This is a genomic window from Thalassospira sp. UBA1131 (genome assembly GCF_002311515.1).
In the GTDB taxonomy this organism is placed as follows: domain Bacteria; phylum Pseudomonadota; class Alphaproteobacteria; order Rhodospirillales; family Thalassospiraceae; genus Thalassospira.
The window spans coordinates 144,197-159,573 of the sequence record NZ_DCAO01000036.1; the positions used below are offsets into that span (position 1 = coordinate 144,197).

Annotated in this window: 14 protein-coding genes and 1 tRNA gene; 6 read left to right on the top strand and 9 right to left on the bottom strand. The window is 53.8% G+C overall.

Translation table 11 applies throughout. The features are described 5' to 3' along the window. On the bottom strand, nt 1–200 hold a 200-nt coding region (locus tag B3Z49_RS05770), incomplete at its 3' end, for a hypothetical protein (RefSeq protein WP_296988820.1). Between the two features lie 670 nt (nt 201–870). After that, nucleotides 871–956, bottom strand: a tRNA-Leu gene (locus B3Z49_RS05775). Between the two features lie 215 nt (nt 957–1,171). Between B3Z49_RS05775 and B3Z49_RS05780 the strand changes: the two genes are divergently transcribed. The 4 genes from B3Z49_RS05780 to B3Z49_RS05795 all read left to right on the top strand — a co-directional run bounded on the left by B3Z49_RS05780 (nt 1,172) and on the right by B3Z49_RS05795 (nt 5,768). Beyond that, nucleotides 1,172–1,759, top strand: coding sequence for a YqaA family protein (locus B3Z49_RS05780; RefSeq protein ID WP_296988823.1), 588 nt, complete (start codon nt 1,172–1,174; stop codon nt 1,757–1,759). Between the two features lie 43 nt (nt 1,760–1,802). Continuing rightward, on the top strand, nt 1,803–2,309 hold the full coding sequence (locus tag B3Z49_RS05785) for a disulfide bond formation protein B (RefSeq protein WP_296988825.1): 507 nt from the start codon (nt 1,803–1,805) through the stop codon (nt 2,307–2,309). A 233-nt stretch (nt 2,310–2,542) separates the two neighbouring features. After that, a complete protein-coding gene (locus B3Z49_RS05790) occupies nt 2,543–3,430 on the top strand; it encodes a helix-turn-helix transcriptional regulator (protein ID WP_296988882.1) in 888 nt (295 codons plus the stop codon). Continuing rightward, on the top strand, nt 3,423–5,768 hold the full coding sequence (locus B3Z49_RS05795; protein WP_296988827.1) for a TonB-dependent siderophore receptor: 2,346 nt from the start codon (nt 3,423–3,425) through the stop codon (nt 5,766–5,768). Before B3Z49_RS05790 ends, B3Z49_RS05795 begins: the two co-directional genes overlap by 8 nt. 85 nt (nt 5,769–5,853) lie before the next feature. Here the strand turns inward: B3Z49_RS05795 and B3Z49_RS05800 are convergent, their stop codons facing one another. Continuing rightward, a complete protein-coding gene (locus tag B3Z49_RS05800) occupies nt 5,854–6,420 on the bottom strand; it encodes an HNH endonuclease (protein ID WP_008889910.1) in 567 nt (188 codons plus the stop codon). Between the two features lie 388 nt (nt 6,421–6,808). Then, the gene (gene rpmB, locus B3Z49_RS05805) at nt 6,809–7,102 is read right to left on the bottom strand and encodes a 50S ribosomal protein L28 (RefSeq protein WP_008889909.1); all 294 of its coding nucleotides are present in this window, start codon (nt 7,100–7,102) and stop codon (nt 6,809–6,811) included. A gap of 448 nt (nt 7,103–7,550) precedes the next feature. On the opposite strand from rpmB, the gene B3Z49_RS05810 reads away from it, so the two are divergent. Then, complete coding sequence (locus B3Z49_RS05810; RefSeq protein ID WP_008889908.1) at nt 7,551–7,739, top strand: hypothetical protein; 189 nt, start codon at nt 7,551–7,553, stop codon at nt 7,737–7,739. Nucleotides 7,740–7,829: 90 nt separating this feature from the next. Here B3Z49_RS05810 and B3Z49_RS05815 read toward each other — a convergent pair whose 3' ends face one another. From B3Z49_RS05815 to B3Z49_RS05835, 5 genes are all read right to left on the bottom strand, one after another. Further along, nucleotides 7,830–9,896, bottom strand: coding sequence for a putative bifunctional diguanylate cyclase/phosphodiesterase (locus B3Z49_RS05815; protein ID WP_296988838.1), 2,067 nt, complete (start codon nt 9,894–9,896; stop codon nt 7,830–7,832). Nucleotides 9,897–10,027: 131 nt separating this feature from the next. Further along, nucleotides 10,028–10,867, bottom strand: coding sequence for a tRNA glutamyl-Q(34) synthetase GluQRS (gene gluQRS, locus B3Z49_RS05820; RefSeq protein ID WP_296988840.1), 840 nt, complete (start codon nt 10,865–10,867; stop codon nt 10,028–10,030). Between the two features lie 19 nt (nt 10,868–10,886). Then, nucleotides 10,887–12,812, bottom strand: coding sequence for a cobaltochelatase subunit CobT (cobT, locus tag B3Z49_RS05825; protein WP_414716247.1), 1,926 nt, complete (start codon nt 12,810–12,812; stop codon nt 10,887–10,889). A gap of 51 nt (nt 12,813–12,863) precedes the next feature. Continuing rightward, nucleotides 12,864–13,871, bottom strand: coding sequence for a cobaltochelatase subunit CobS (gene cobS / locus B3Z49_RS05830; protein ID WP_063089126.1), 1,008 nt, complete (start codon nt 13,869–13,871; stop codon nt 12,864–12,866). A 212-nt stretch (nt 13,872–14,083) separates the two neighbouring features. Further along, nucleotides 14,084–14,734, bottom strand: a complete 651-nt coding sequence (locus B3Z49_RS05835) for a DnaJ domain-containing protein (protein ID WP_008889903.1) — start codon at nt 14,732–14,734, stop codon at nt 14,084–14,086. 160 nt (nt 14,735–14,894) lie between these two features. On the opposite strand from B3Z49_RS05835, the gene B3Z49_RS05840 reads away from it, so the two are divergent. Next, nucleotides 14,895–15,191, top strand: a complete 297-nt coding sequence (locus B3Z49_RS05840; protein ID WP_120225676.1) for a BolA family protein — start codon at nt 14,895–14,897, stop codon at nt 15,189–15,191. Nucleotides 15,192–15,377: the final 186 nt, after the last annotated feature.

Genomic DNA, 15,377 nt, shown 5'->3' on the forward strand with positions numbered 1-15,377 from the left:
AAAATCAGAATGAATTTGCTTTCAAACAATCCCTGGATCACGCTCGCGGCAAGCACATTCAGCCAAAGCGGCTCCCCGTCCTGCCATGCCCCGCCAGCAAAACCAAAAGTAATCGCAAAGAAGGGCAAATTGACCACAAGTATCCCGAACAAGGCGAACGCGCGAAGGGCGTCAATTGATGACTCACGTTGCATAAACATCTTACGTCTTTCCTCTAGATTAGAACTCTTATTGGAAAGACGTTTGGCAACTGATTTAGTTCAGGGGACAAGGGCGACTTCTGCGCTGCTTATGCACGCTCGGCCGCAAGTCCCGCCCCCCGAATTATGACAACCTGATGTCTCAGCGGGGTTGGCTACAACCAACATGAATTCGAGTAACTAATACTTGATACGAGAAACATGGCCACACCTCATTAGTCCCCCAAGGCAGTGGCCCAAAATGAAGTTACGACTTTTGCTGTCACCAACGCACTTGGTGATGACGTCACCTGCACTTGGACTCTTGTAGAGCGATGTACCGAAGCCCCAGAAAGCACGCGTATTGACGTCTTGCCCGCCACCGTCAACCAATCAATCAATCAATAACATTGTGATACTTGGGCTCATGGGACGTCGTTAGAAGGGCTAAAAGCCGCTCGGAAAATCTGCCGTTTTGATATCAAGCAGCTAGCTGCCAATCACACAGGATCAGCCTTGACCAAAATCAAGGAATTCACTCACAGGCTTCATTTTCAATGATATTTTGTGCAACAGCGGCGGGTAAATTTAAACGCAAGAGCTCATAAAATCTGGATCATTCCGAACGCCGTTTCCGGAATGAGATCTTTTGGCGTGATTATAAAAGCGCTGGAAGCTAGGGAAAAAGCGATGGTGCCCCCGGGGAGAATCGAACTCCCACTCACTAGGTGAAACAGATTTTGAGTCTGCCGCGTCTACCAATTCCGCCACAGGGGCAGGCAATTCGGGTGCGTGTGCGCACCCTCCATCAACGGGCGGGATAATAGCCGTAAATTTCGCCGGGTCAATGGGGCTTTGTGCAAAAATACGCCTGCGTAGTTACGGATAAACTGCGCCATTGCGATTGGCGGCAAAATGCGGTTTGATCTGGCCTGTTTTCAAGGCCAAGCGCCGTTCCCAAATCGCAGACAACATGACAAGGCGCTATTGCCGTGATCCGCAGCCTCTATGACTGGACCATGAACCTTGCTGGCCACCGCCATGCCGGCTGGGCCCTGTTTTTCATTGCAGCGATTGAAAGCTCTGTCTTTCCGATCCCGCCTGACATTTTGCTGATCCCGATGATCATTGCCGCCCCCACGCGCGCCTGGCGCTATGCGCTGATTTGCCTCGTCGGGTCGGTCCTTGGCGGACTTGTCGGATACGGTATCGGCTTCTTCCTGTTTGAAGCGGTCGGACAGCCGGTGTTGGAGCTTTATGGCTATGCCGACAAGTTTGATCAGTTCCGCGACTATTACAACGAATGGGGTGCCTGGGCGGTGTTCATTGCCGGTGTAACGCCATTCCCCTACAAGGTGATCACCATCCTTTCAGGTGTCACTGCACTTGATCCGGTTGTCTTTACGCTGGCATCGGTCCTGGCGCGTGGATTGCGGTTCTTTGTTATTGCCGCCCTGATCTGGAAATTCGGCCCTGTCATCCGCGACTTCATCGAACGTCGACTGGGCCTCGTTTTCGCCATATTTATTGTGGTTCTTGTCGGCGGGTTTGCTGCGATCAAGCTGATCCCGCATGGTTAACCCGACGCCAAATTCTTATGCACGCCAATAAACGGACCCACTGATGTTCAATTTGCTGCGCCCACGCTTCATCCCGGCCTTTCCGCCCCTTGCCCTGCTGTTGGTTTCAGCAGGCAGCATCGGCTTTGCCTTTTATGCGCAATATGTCCAGAAGTTGCTTCCTTGTGTGCTGTGTCTTTATCAGCGTGTGCCGTTTTATGTGGTTGCCGGTCTTTCGATCATCGCGCTGTTGCTGATCCGCTTTCCTGCCGCCGCACGGGCGGTGGTTTATCTGTGTGCTGCGACGTTTGCCGTCGGGACAGCAATCGCGTTTTACCACGTTGGTGTTCAGGAATTGTGGTGGGAAGGACCTGCCATGTGTGGCGGTGTTCAAAGCGGTGCCGCATCCGTGGCAGACCTCAAGGCACAACTTATGGCGCAACCGATTATTCGGTGTGACAAGATCGACTGGACCCTGTTTGGCATCACCATGCCGACCGTCAACGTGTTCTTTTCGGCAGCACTTACCATTTTCTGCCTGATTGCGCCGTCGCGCTGGATGAAAAAGTAACAGCAGACGCCTTTGGCCGCGCCCAATCAAATCTTTGGAAAACCCGTCTGACACGCCAGGCGGGTTTTTGCATTTCCAAGGATCGCCTTATGCGCGACCAATTGCTCAGAAATCTGACAATTCTTCGCCTGATAATGAGAATTGTTATTGTTTGCAGAAAATTCCCGGTTATATTGAGACCCATTCGCACCATAAGTTCCGACTGCACAAAGGACCCCATTGTCGTGAGCGCCATGGCATTCCATCCGCATATGACCAGCCACATCGAAGGTATTTCCCTTCTTGATGACCTGCGGTTCCGTCGCTGGAACACCGCCATTTCCGATTTATGGCATGTGGAATGTAAAGCAGAGGCCGGGGGAACCTATGTTTCGCAAGCCCCGCGTCTGGTGGCGATCCTTGATTGCGTGGGCGATGGGCGTATCAACGTCCGTTCCTCAGATGACGCGGCAGATCAGCAACGTCGCGGCAAAGGATGCCTGTCCTACATTCCGGCCGGGATGGAGGTCTCATCCGAGGTTTTCGGCGCTTGTCGTCTGCGTCATCTTGATATCCATCTTGATGTCGACGCGCTTGAAAACAGCATGGGCGTTCCGCTCGACCGCGCGACCCTGGAAACACCGCGCATCGGTTTTTGCGATCCGCGCATCAATACGTTGGTCCGGTTGCTGGCCGACGACCTGCAAAGCGAACATCAAAGCCCGCAGATCTATGGCGAAGGTTTGATCAGCGCGCTGACCGCGGCCCTGCTGCAACCGCGCCAAGCCAATGAACCGCAACGCAAACGCGGCAAACTGGCACCCTACCATTTGCGCAAATCGGTCGACTATATTGAACAGAATTGCGGACGCACCATCCGCCTTGATGAACTGGCACAGCTCACCGGGCTCTCACAATCCTATTTCTGCTCGGCCTTTCGCGAAAGTACCGGCATGCCGCCGCAACAGTGGCAGATGAAAGCCCGGGTGGAGCGCGCCAAAACCCTGCTTAAAGATGCCGAGACACCGCTAGCCTCGGTCGCCCTTCGGGTCGGCTTTGCCGATCAGGCGCATCTGACCCGCGTGTTCCGCAAAATCGTTGGCACCACGCCGGGTGCATGGCGCAAGGAACAGATTGCGTAACTTAAGCCAAATTCCGTTCAATACGCCGAAATCCGGTTCAATATTCCATCCCCCACCGCGTGATATCGAAAAGGCCATCATCATAGATGGCCCGCCGGTTCCCGCCCGACAGGTCGTCGTCAAAGACAACCGATACAGGGAATCCCAAATGCGTTTTACAGGACAGAAATTGTCTTCAACCCTTTTGCTGGGTACGGCACTTGCATTGGTTTTTGCCGCACCCGATTTTGCGCTGGCGCAGTCCGCAGACGACGCGACAGAACGTGACGGCGAAAGCACTGAGGCCACAGAAACTGCACCGTTGGTGATTGAAGCTGAAGGTGGTGTTGAGTGGGGAAAATCACCAGTACGAGAATACGTCGCGACACAGAGCAGCACATCGACGAAAACCGACACAGCTATTGCCGAAACACCCCAATCTATTTCAGTCATCGGAACCCAGGAGATTGAAGCCCGACAAGCTCAGTCCGTATCAGAAACACTGAACTACACTGCTGGCATCCAACCCGATAAGTTTGGTTATGATAAACGCTTGGACTGGTTCAACATTCGTGGCTTTGATGAAACACAAGGCGGCCTTTATCGCGACGGGTTACAGCAGCGGTCCTATAGCTTTGCCTCTTGGCAGCAGGAGGCATACGGGCTGGAACGCATCGAAGTGATGCGGGGACCGACCTCGGTGCTTTATGGACAAAATGCTCCGGGCGGCCTGATCAACACAGTCTCGAAACGACCAAGAGCCGATATGGAGAATGAAATTGAACTCCAGACCGGCAGCCATAACCGCAAACAAGGCGCATTCGACATTGGCGGAAAGATTGTCGAAGACGGCTCAGTTCTTTTCCGAGCAACCGGTCTTCTGCGCGATGCGGACACACAGGTTAATTATGTCGAAGATGATCGCGTTTACTTTGCCCCGTCCCTAACATGGGAAGGAGAAGATACCAGCCTGACCCTGTTATCCTATTATCAGCAAGATAGCACCGGTGGCGCGAATAGCTGGCTTCCTGCAAACGGAACATTCCGAGACGCAATCAACGGCGCCATTCCGAGAGACTTCTTCACCGGCGAACCGGGTTATGACCACTATGATCGCACCCAGTATGCTGTAGGTTATGAATTCAGCCACGACATCAGTGATTCACTGATGTTCCATCAGAATGCCCGTTACAGCTATGTCGAGGTTGACTACGACAGCCTCTATGGAAACGGGTGGGCGGATGAAGCTGCCGGAACATTAAGTCGCGGCGTGCAGGAAACCGATCAAGAAGCAGATTCTTTTGCCATAGATAACCAGCTTCAGGCAAAGTTCGAAACTTCTGGTATCCGCCATACCATGCTGGGCGGCCTAGATTACCAACACTATGTTTATGATCGTTTCCTTCGATATGGCTCGATTGACTCCATCAATGTTTACAATCCTTCCTATGGAAGTCGGCCAACCAGCTATTTCTCACCAACCGATGAAGAACTCACGGCGGAGCAAGTTGGCATCTATCTGCAGGATCAAATCGAATTTGACGAACACTGGGTTCTAACCCTTGGCGGACGACATGACTGGGCAGATGAATCAACCATCAACCGGCAAGACGGAACAGAAAGCAGCAGGAATGATCGCGCTTTTACAGGACGTGCAGGCCTTTCCTATAGAACTGATTTCGGCTTAGTTCCCTACATAAGCTATTCTGAATCATTCAATCCGGTCTCCGGCTCTGACCGCTTTGGAAACAGCTTCGACCCTGAAGAAGGCGTTCAGTACGAAGTTGGTGCCAAATACGAGCCTGAAAGCTTTGATGGCTTGTTCACCGTTGCTCTGTTTGACCTGACGCGTGAAAATATTCTAACGAATGACCCTGACGGCGGAGCCAACGATAACATCCAAGAAGGCGAGCAACAGTCTCGGGGCGTTGAAATTGAAGGCCTATTTGAGCCAATCGAAGGCCTGACCACAAAATTTGCCTATACCTATCAGGACGTTGAAATTACCGAAACCAACACGTCATCGGAGCAAGGCAAAACACCAGCCGGCATTCCAGACCACACAGCATCAGCATGGGCAGACTATACACTGAGTTCAGGCGCTCTTTCTGGCTTGGGTTTCAATGGTGGCATCCGTTATCTGGGATCGACATTTGCGACAGATGCAAACAGCATAAAGGTCCCTTCTACGACCCTGTTTGATGCTGGAATTCACTATGACCTGGACGGTTACCGGTTCGCTCTCAATGCGTCCAACCTAACGGATGAACGATATGTCACATCATGCTCGGATAGTACAAACTGGTGCTATTACGGTCAGGGACGCTCGATACTGGCATCCGTGAAATATCGCTGGTAGGTAACACCCACGTCGTCAAAACGCAAAAGCACCGCTCATACTAAAGGGCGGTGCTTTTTGTTTTGCTGGGGTACAAGGATCGGCATTAGAAATCGTATTCCAGTTCGGTATCCCAGTATAAAAAATCCCGCCAACTTTCGTGAAGATAGTTTGGCGGGAAACGGCGTCCTGTGGTCTGGAGTTCGTGCATCGAGGGCTGTCCCGGCGTCCTGCGCAGTCGCAGGCCGGCCTCACGCACCGATCGACTGCCTTTAAACAGGTTGCAGTCAGAACAGGCCGTGACGATGTTTTCCCAGTTGGTGCGGCCACCGCGGGCACGCGGGATAACATGATCAAAGGTCAGTTCATTTGTCGGCAGGCGGTCGCCGCAATACTGACAAGAAAATTCATCGCGCAAAAAGACGTTAAACCGGGTGAAGGCCGGGCTGCTTTTAAGCGGGACATATTCCTTGAGCGAGATGACGCTCGGCAGGCGCATTTTAAAGGAAGGAGAGCGTACTTCGCGGTCGTATTCGGACAGAACATCGACGCGTTCAAGAAAGACTGCCTTGAGCGTATCCTGCCATGACCAAAGAGATAGCGGGAAGTAGCTCAACGGCCGAAAATCGGCGTTAAGAACAAGTGCCGGACACGCATTGGGCGATAAATGCATACCATCCGCTCCACCGTGTTTACCGAGTCGCTTGCCTTATTTAGCAGGTCCGGGAATCGCTGTTGATGAACATATCATGACGTTTCACCAAACCGGGCAACACGGCGACGTAAACCACTGATAGAGCAAAGTATAGAGCAAATTTCCAAAAGCGCAAAGCTCGTGTGCTGCCGAGTCGCGTTTATTGAGACAGTACCCTTGCGCAGCCCAAGGAACCCTTGGAAAACTGCAGTGCGGCACGGCGCAAAAAAAGCCGCCCGACGATGTCTGGCAGCCTGTCCGGAGCACCCGAACCGACGCATCGGTTGGCCAAGCCCAGTGCCGAAAAACGAAAGGCCCGCTAAAAAGCGAGCCTTCGTAAATTCTGTCTGTAAAGCAGAAGCCTAAATTAGGCAGCTTTTGCTTCAACAGCTTTGGCGACCTGGCGTTTGATTTTCACCAAATCTGCCGGCAGCTTTGCATTTGCAGTGCTGAGCAGATACGCATCCAGACCACCACGTTTTTCGATGGTGCGGACAGCATTGGTGGTCAGACGCAGACGCACCGAACGACCGAGCGACTCACTAAGCAGCGAGGTCGGCTGCAGGTTCGGGAGGAAACGACGTTTGGTACGATTGTGGGCGTGGCTCACATTCATGCCGACCAAAACGCCTTTGCCGGATACCGGGCAGCGACGTGCCATGACCTGATCTCCTGGTCTATAAATTCGCAAAAGGACGCTTGGCCTGAACATGCAGGCCCGCGCTTGGAAGCGGGTTATTACCGCCTCTAACCCATGCCGTCAAGCCTTCATCAACCGAAAACCGCGACAAAAACGCTTATCAGAGCTGTTTTGACGATAATCCTTGGTTTGTGCCGGTATTTGCCCAACTCAACCGCACGGAATCTGATGTTTTCCAAACCGGGGCGACAATAACAAAGAACCCATTTACAGGCAATTGCGCCATCCTGACACAATGCGAACAATCGATTCTCTGTCTTTATATAATAAGAGGACCCTGCTTCATGCCTGCAAAGGCCTTTGGATTCAAACTGTCGCGTTTATTGATACGGATCAAAACGCCTACGCGCACAGCATGGTAGGTTCAACACCATGAGTTAAGAAATCCGTTTCGGGAGCATGACGGGACATGAAATCAGATAGCAAAGTTTCTCTGCCGCTTTTGGGCATTCTGCTGGTCGCTGTAATTGGCTTGGCACTTTACCTTGCCGGTTATGTTCTTGCCGCGTTCGGCGTTCCGATCGCATCCTTCTGGATTTATGTCGCTCTGGCGCTTGTGCCGGTCAGCTTCCTTGTTCTGATTGATTTTAGCCGCTGATTCTGTCCCCCAGCAGAACAGGACTGTGAACGGCTTGCCACACTTGCGGCAGGCCGTTTTTTTTTCTGCGCCAGTTCCAAAGAAACACCCTCAGGCCAGCAAATCCGGATCGGTTTGCCAGTGAATGTCGCGACACGGGAGCTGCCCCGGACGGGCAAAGAAGTATCCCTGATAAGCATCTACCCCCATCGCGTGGAGTTCCGCACGCTGTTGCGGCGTCTCGATCCCCTCGGCAATGACCTTAAGACCAAAGCGATGAGCGATCAGAATTGCTGCCTCGATCACCACGCGGGCATTTTCATCCATCGACAAGACAAAGGATTTGTCGATCTTGACCGCATCGACATGAATTTCATGCAGGCGCGACAAGGATGAATACCCGGTCCCGAAATCATCGATATGGATGCCGACTTCCATCGCGTGCAGATGATCAAGCACGGCGGAAATCTGCGACGTCTGGCGTTTTTCAAAGATCGATTCCGTGACTTCCAAAACCAACCGATTTGATGCAAGACCGGTTTCCGCCAGGATGCGCGAAACCATATCGGGAAAATTCGGCATCACGATCTGGCGGATCGAGACATTGATGGCGATTTTCGTGGCGCCCGGAATCTCGGTATTGTCATGCAGGGTCTGGCAGGCGCGCCGCATGCACCATTCCCCGATATCAGCAATAAGCGCGCTTTCCTCGGCAATCGGAATGAATTCATCGGGTGGCACAGTGCCAAGCACCGCGCTATTCCAGCGCAAAAGCGCCTCGTAGGCGATGATGTCGCCACGGGTTGCATCAATGACTGGCTGGTACTCGATATAAAACTCATCGGCACTCAGCGCCCGGCGCAACGCCTGTGTCACACTCAGGCGACGTTCCTGTTCCGTCAGCAGCATCTTGTCGTAGTTATGAACACTGCCCCGGCCGGATCGCTTGACCTCGGCCGCGGCCAGATCCGCCCAGTGGATCAGTTCCGATATCGACGGATTACGTCCGGACGAAAAGGCAACGCCGGTACTGAACCCGACATGCAATGTATGACCGACAATATTGATCGGCTGGTTAACCGCACGCTGGGCCAGTTCAACCGTGGTTTCGACCAGTGGGTGAAGCTCTTCATGCGGGGCGGCCAGAACGATCAGAAATTCATCACCGCCCCAACGGCCCAACGCATGGCGGTCATCAACACATTCCCGAAGCCGCATGCTGACAGCACGCAAAACTTCATCACCAATCGCGTGACTGAGGCCATCATTGATCTGTTTGAACCGGTCCAAATCGATAAACAGCACGGCGTAATCCAGAAGCGCGTCCGATCTCTTTTTATGTTCGAACCACGCGACAATCCCGTCACGGTTAAGAATACCGGTCAGGGCATCGTGTTCGACCAGATTGCGCAGCTCCTCTGTGCGCTGTTCGACACGCGCTTCGAGGGTGGCATTCCAGTTTTCGGTAATCCGGTTTTTCTGCCTGAGGTCTTCGACCAGCCCATGGTTCTGATGTTTGAGGACAAAGGACCGATAAAGGACAGCATGGTTGTTCCGGTGTGTCACCAGCATCACCATAAGGAACACCAGCCCCAATGCCGACAGGATGTAGTTCGATTCTGGCATCAGCGATAGAATGACTGCCGGCGGCAGCAACAGGGCGCAAAGGTAAATGCGCCCGACCCAAAAGACGGGTGCCAGAATTCCCGTGGCGCCGCCGGCCATACCAGCGATGATAATCATGGTGAGAAACTGGCTTTCACCGTGGACAGTCGGAATTTCGATCACCCCGACCATCGACCAAAGCAGCCCGGTTACAACCACGCCAGTCTGGTAACGAAACCGCCACTTGCGCAACAAGGCGTCGGACAAGTTACTGACGTTTTCACGCTCCATCCGGTACAGGTACCCACCCCAGAAGCGCACAAAACAGACCACCGTCACGACCATCAACCAGACCACAGTGATCGGTGCAAGATCGCCCAACAGCCACAGCATCACAACCAGACTGCCGCCCGCAGCAAGGTTGACCAGGATGTTTGCCCAATTGTTGCGATAGGCCAGATCAAGAAGGTCGCGCTGAACCTTTCCGTTCAACTCTTCCCCGGCACTCATTTCTATGCCCGGGTCGAGAATGCGTTTCGCAATTCCCCTAACCAAGCCAGCATCTTTTTTCATCTGGTCTTGTGCCCCCGACATCATCGTTCGATCAAAACATCCTATACGGAGGTAATAATCAACGACAACGGGAATATGAAAAACACAAAATATTACGGCTTACTAAGAAATCACCGCCGAGCCCTGGTCAATCAGAATTGATCCGCCAGCTTGATCACGTCGGCCGCCGACAATCCGTCTTCACGCATGGATCTGAGCGTCCTGGATTTGTCACGCTTGGCAAAGCGTTTGCCATCCGGGCCGGTCAGAAGCCCGTGATGGTGATATTCCGGCACGTCGTAGCCCAGTAATTCCTGCAACAAACGATGCAGGTGGCTTGAAAAAAACAGATCCTCGCCGCGGGTGACAAGGGTAATCCCCTGCAGATCATCATCATGGGTAACCGAGATATGATAGCTGGTCGGGGTATCCTTGCGTGCCAGAACCACATCGCCAAAGATTTCCGGGGTGGCGATCTGTTTGCCTGCCGCGCGATCAAACCATATCAGTTCGCGGCCGACCTGTTTGATCGCCGCAGCCATATCAAGACGAAGTGCATAGCTTTCACCGGCCGCGATGCGATCCTGACGTTTGGTTGGCGAACACTGTCGGCAGGTACCGGGATAAAGCGCACCATCCGGGCCGTGCGGTGCGTTATCGATGCGGGCTATTTCTGCCTGAATGTCCTTGCGGGTGCAAAAGCATGGATAAAGCAATTCCATATCCGACAAGCGATCCAGCACAGCTTGGTAGTCAGCAAAGTGATCGGACTGCACCCGAACCGGCGTTTCCCATTCAAGGCCAAGCCAGGCGAGATCTTCATAGATCGCGTCCAGATATTCCGGGCGGCAACGGGTTTGGTCGATATCTTCGATCCGCAAAAGAAAACGGCCATCCGGCCCGGCCTGTTTTGCAGAAAACAAGGCCGAGGCCGCATGGCCGAGATGAAGATATCCGGTCGGGCTTGGTGCAAAGCGGGTGATCGCGGTCATCCTTTACGCACCCCTGCCCTTACCAGCGGTCGCGATCGCCTGTGGCGTGATCGCGGGCCTGCGCGTTATCGGCGGGCACATGGCGCATCGGGCGTTTGGGTTGACGCGCACCCTGTTCGTCAAACAGATCGGACAATTCGCGCAGCATGGTGCCACCGAGTTCTTCCGGATCGTTGATCGTCACCGCACGACGGTAATAGCGCGTGACGTCATGACCGATCCCGATCGCCAGAAGTTCGACCGGCGATCTGGTTTCGATCCATTCGATCACTTCGCGTAGATGACGTTCCAGATAATTTCCGGAATTAACCGAGAGGGTCGAGTCATCGACCGGCGCACCATCGGAAATCACCATCATGATCCGGCGTTGCTCAGAACGACCCAGAAGACGTTCATGCGCCCAAAGCAGTGCTTCGCCGTCGATGTTTTCCTTAAGCAGCCCTTCGCGCAGCATCAGACCAAGGTTCTTGCGCGCCCGACGCCATGGCGTATCGGCAGCCTTGTAGATGATATGACGCAGATCGTTCAGACGACCGGGCTTTGGTGGCTTTCCGGCCTCGACCCAGCTTTCGCGGGACTGGCCACCTTTCCACTGACGGGTGGTGAAACCAAGGATTTCGACCTTAACGCCACAACGTTCCAGTGTGCGGGCCAGAATATCAGCCGACAGGGCGGCAATCGTGATCGGACGACCGCGCATGGAGCCGGAATTATCGATCAGAAGGGTGACAACCGTATCGCGGAAGTCGGTATCCTGTTCCTGCTTGAACGACAGCGACGTCGACGGGGTCGAGACGATCCGGGCCAGCTTGGCGGCATCAAGAATGCCTTCTTCAAGGTCGAAGTCCCAGCCACGGTTCTGCTGCGCCATCAGGCGGCGTTGCAGACGGTTGGCAAGCTTGGAAACCACGTTCTGAAGGTTGGCCAGCTGCTTATCAAGCATCGCGCGCAGGCGCGACAGTTCGAGGTTTTCACACAGGTCATCTGCGGTGACGACCTCGTCATATTCGCGGGTAAACGGCTCATAGCCGCGTTCAACCGGCTCGTTGCGGCCATCAAATTCCGGCTGCTCGCCCGGTCCGGCAGGCTTTTCTTCCTGCGACATGGCTTCAAGCTGCTGATCATCGATGTCGCCTTCACCGGCTTCGGCTTCTTCGGAACCGGCATCCTGTTTGTCATCACCACCATCAGGTTCGGAATCGTCATTCTGGCCCTGCTGGCCACCCTGACTTTCCATGTCTTCCTGATCGGGATCATTTTCGCCGTCTTTTTGCTCGTCATCCTCGCCTTCCTGTTCGGGCGGGGCATCGTCGAGGTCGTCTTCAAGCGAAAGGTGATCGAGCAATTTACGCATGCCGCGCGCAAAGGCATCCTGATCATCGAGCAGATCGCGCAGATTGCTCAGGTCGGAACCTGCATTTTCTTCGATATGTGAACGCCATAGATCAATCAGCGGACCGGCGGATTCAGGGGCCTTTTCACCGGTAAAGACTTCGCGCGCCAGCATCCCGATCGCATCGGCAAAGGGGGCATCGTCGCGCGATGTCACACGGTGATAGTTCTTGGCATGGCAGTCCTGTTCGGCATGTTCGCGAAGGTTTTTGCGCACACCGGGGAAATACCGCGAACCCACTGCTTCGACACGCGCAGTTTCAAGCGCATCGTAAACAGCCTGAGCCTCGGCGGTTTCGGGCATGCGTTTGGCGTGCAGGGTCGCATCATGGTGACGCATTTTAAGCGCCCAGCCATCGGCAACACCGCGCAGATCGGCGACTTCATCCTTGGGCATGGACTGTTTGGGCATCGGCAAACGCACATGTTCACCATAGCCACCCGGACGCCCGCCTTTGACAAAGCCGACTTCCAGATCATTGCGCCCGGCAAGCGCACGAAACGTCGCTGCCGTACCGCGCAAGAAGCCGGAAAGAGCCTCATCATTCTTCATCGCACTACTCGCTTGTGGAACCAGTTCGCCAATCTGCTTAAGAGCCACGCCTTAGCGGACCATCACATTGATGGCTTCCTCTGGCAGTTCTTCACCAAAGCAACGCTGGTAATATTCCGCCAAAATCGGACGTTCGACTTCATCGCAACGGTTAAGGAACGTTACACGGAAGGCATAGGAAACGTCGCCAAAAATCTTGGCGTTTTCGGCAAGCGTGATCACGGTACGCGGGCTCATGACGGTTGAGATATCACCCGCCACAAAGCCCTGACGGGTCAGGTTGGCAAGGGCAACCATTGCCTCGATCTTCTGGCGGCCTTCGGCAGTATCAAACGCCGGAACCTTGGCCGCAACGATGTTGGTTTCATCTTCGACCGACAGATAATTCAAAGTCGCAATGATCGACCAACGGTCCATCTGGGCCTGGTTAATCTGCTGGGTGCCGTGATACAGGCCCGTGGTATCGCCAAGACCGACCGTGTTCGACGTCGCAAACAGGCGGAAATGCGAATGCGGGTGGATGACCTTGTTCTGATCAAGAAGGGTCAGCTTGCCATCAACTTCAAGCACACGCTGGATCACGAACATCACATCCGGGCGACCGGCATCATATTCATCAAACACCATCGCGACAGGGCGTTTGAGCGCCCAAGGCAAAATGCCTTCGCGGAATTCGGTGATCTGTTTGCCATCACGCAGAACAATCGCGTCCTTACCGATCAGGTCGATACGGCTGATGTGGCTATCAAGGTTTACACGCACGCACGGCCAGTTCAGGCGCGCTGCCACCTGTTCGATATGCGTCGATTTACCGGTGCCGTGATAACCCTGGATCATCACGCGGCGGTTATGGGCAAAGCCCGCCAGGATCGCCATCGTGGTATCGCGATCAAAACGATAGGTCGGATCAATCGCCGGCACATGTTCGCTGCCCTGACTGAATGCCGGGACTTCCATATCGATATCGATCCCGAACGTTTCACGGACGGAAATGGTGATGTCGGGTGTATCAAGCGGATGTTCTGCCGCTGCACCGCTCGCTTCGTAACCTTGGCTCATAAGTACTCGCGCGTTTTTCGGACCGGCGCTGGTGACGCGGTCGTTTCGTTAAACTTGCTCATTAATAGCGGTTATGACGCATCACACAAAGGGAAGATGCGCAAAAAATATCTATTATCGCAAAAGGTTTGGTCGATAAGACCTTCCAGATACGCAAACTGCAACCAGATAGACCGGTTTTGACCAAATTTCGCAGAAAATTAGCCAGAAAGCTAAAGTGTCACACGCGCTTCAAGATCGCGGATATAGCGCGTGAGTGACGTATAGGCCGCACTGATCCGCTTGAACCGTTCCTCGGCCGCCTTGTCGCCGCCATTGGCATCAGGGTGGTACTTTTTGGAAAGTGCCTTGTATTTCGTCTTGAGTTCATCGCGGGTGAACGGCCAGCCGAGATCAAGGGTCGCCATGGCCTCTTGCTGTTCGGCGGGCATGCCCATGGCGCCCGCGCGACGCTGGGCTTCTTCGCTTTTGCGTTTGCGCTCGGCATTAGCCCTGGCTTCGGCGCCGGGGCCATGATGGGTCTGGTCGCCGTCTTCGTTAAAGAAGCCGAACCCGTCCTTGAATTTGAAATTGAACGGTTTTTTTGATCCGCGGATATGACCGAACTGCCATGTCGGGCGTTGCCAGTGGGTATCGCGACGCATGTCGTTTTCGATATCCTCGGCCTTCATGCCGGCATAATAGTTCCAGGACTTGTTGTATTCGCGGACATGTTCCAGACAGAACTTGTAATAGTCGCGCAACTTGCGATCCTTGGGCGCACGGAATTCCCCATGCCCGTCACATTCCGGCCAGTCACATTCCGGCAGAACGGGTTCTTCATGGTAAAGCGTCTTGCGCTTGTTGCGGTGTCCTCGGTTCATTTGCGTCTATATGTTCTGAAAATTCGATGCGCGCAATATCATACGGGCGCTTTAAATGCGATAAAAGGCTTGAAAAACGGTCACCGCATGACAGAACGTGACGTAAAGAAACGTTTTTGCAGCAATCTGCAAACATCACCAGAAAACAGAGGCCCTTACCATGCAGGTCGCCAACCAGATCCGTGACATCCTGACCGAACAATTCAGCCCGGTCGAACTACAGATCAATGATGATTCGTCCAAACATGCCGGTCATGCCGGTGCAGACCCGCGTGGCGAGTCCCATTTTTCGGTTCTTGTGGTTTCCGAAAAATTCGAAGGCGAGAACCGTGTCAATCGCCAGCGCCTTGTATATGGCGCGCTTGATGCGTTGCTGAAAGATCGCGTGCACGCGCTGGCACTCAAAACCATGACACCAGCGGAATACGAAACCGCACTGGCCAACAAAAACAATTAAGAATAATTCCACATAGTGAAATCAACCTAGACGTTCATCCCGATTAGGCGCAATGCTTATACACAAGCCGTGCGAATGGTGAAATTCGTGCGGCACGGATGCCGGTCAATGGCATCCGCGACAATCGGGAGGACTACGTAATGACGAAACGCCTTCTAATGGCGAGTATTGCGCTTGCCATGTCCG

Coding starts and splice junctions, on each gene's coding strand:
- cobS (WP_063089126.1), bottom strand. CDS start 13,871: ATGAGCCAAGGTTACGAAGCGAGCGGTGCAGCGGCAGAACATCCGCTT.
- B3Z49_RS05790 (WP_296988882.1), top strand. CDS start 2,543: ATGGCATTCCATCCGCATATGACCAGCCACATCGAAGGTATTTCCCTT.
- gluQRS (WP_296988840.1), bottom strand. CDS start 10,867: ATGACCGCGATCACCCGCTTTGCACCAAGCCCGACCGGATATCTTCAT.
- B3Z49_RS05835 (WP_008889903.1), bottom strand. CDS start 14,734: ATGAACCGAGGACACCGCAACAAGCGCAAGACGCTTTACCATGAAGAA.
- B3Z49_RS05815 (WP_296988838.1), bottom strand. CDS start 9,896: ATGAAAAAAGATGCTGGCTTGGTTAGGGGAATTGCGAAACGCATTCTC.
- B3Z49_RS05800 (WP_008889910.1), bottom strand. CDS start 6,420: ATGCATTTATCGCCCAATGCGTGTCCGGCACTTGTTCTTAACGCCGAT.
- B3Z49_RS05840 (WP_120225676.1), top strand. CDS start 14,895: ATGCAGGTCGCCAACCAGATCCGTGACATCCTGACCGAACAATTCAGC.
- cobT (WP_414716247.1), bottom strand. CDS start 12,812: ATGAAGAATGATGAGGCTCTTTCCGGCTTCTTGCGCGGTACGGCAGCG.
- rpmB (WP_008889909.1), bottom strand. CDS start 7,102: ATGGCACGTCGCTGCCCGGTATCCGGCAAAGGCGTTTTGGTCGGCATG.
- B3Z49_RS05810 (WP_008889908.1), top strand. CDS start 7,551: ATGAAATCAGATAGCAAAGTTTCTCTGCCGCTTTTGGGCATTCTGCTG.
- B3Z49_RS05785 (WP_296988825.1), top strand. CDS start 1,803: ATGTTCAATTTGCTGCGCCCACGCTTCATCCCGGCCTTTCCGCCCCTT.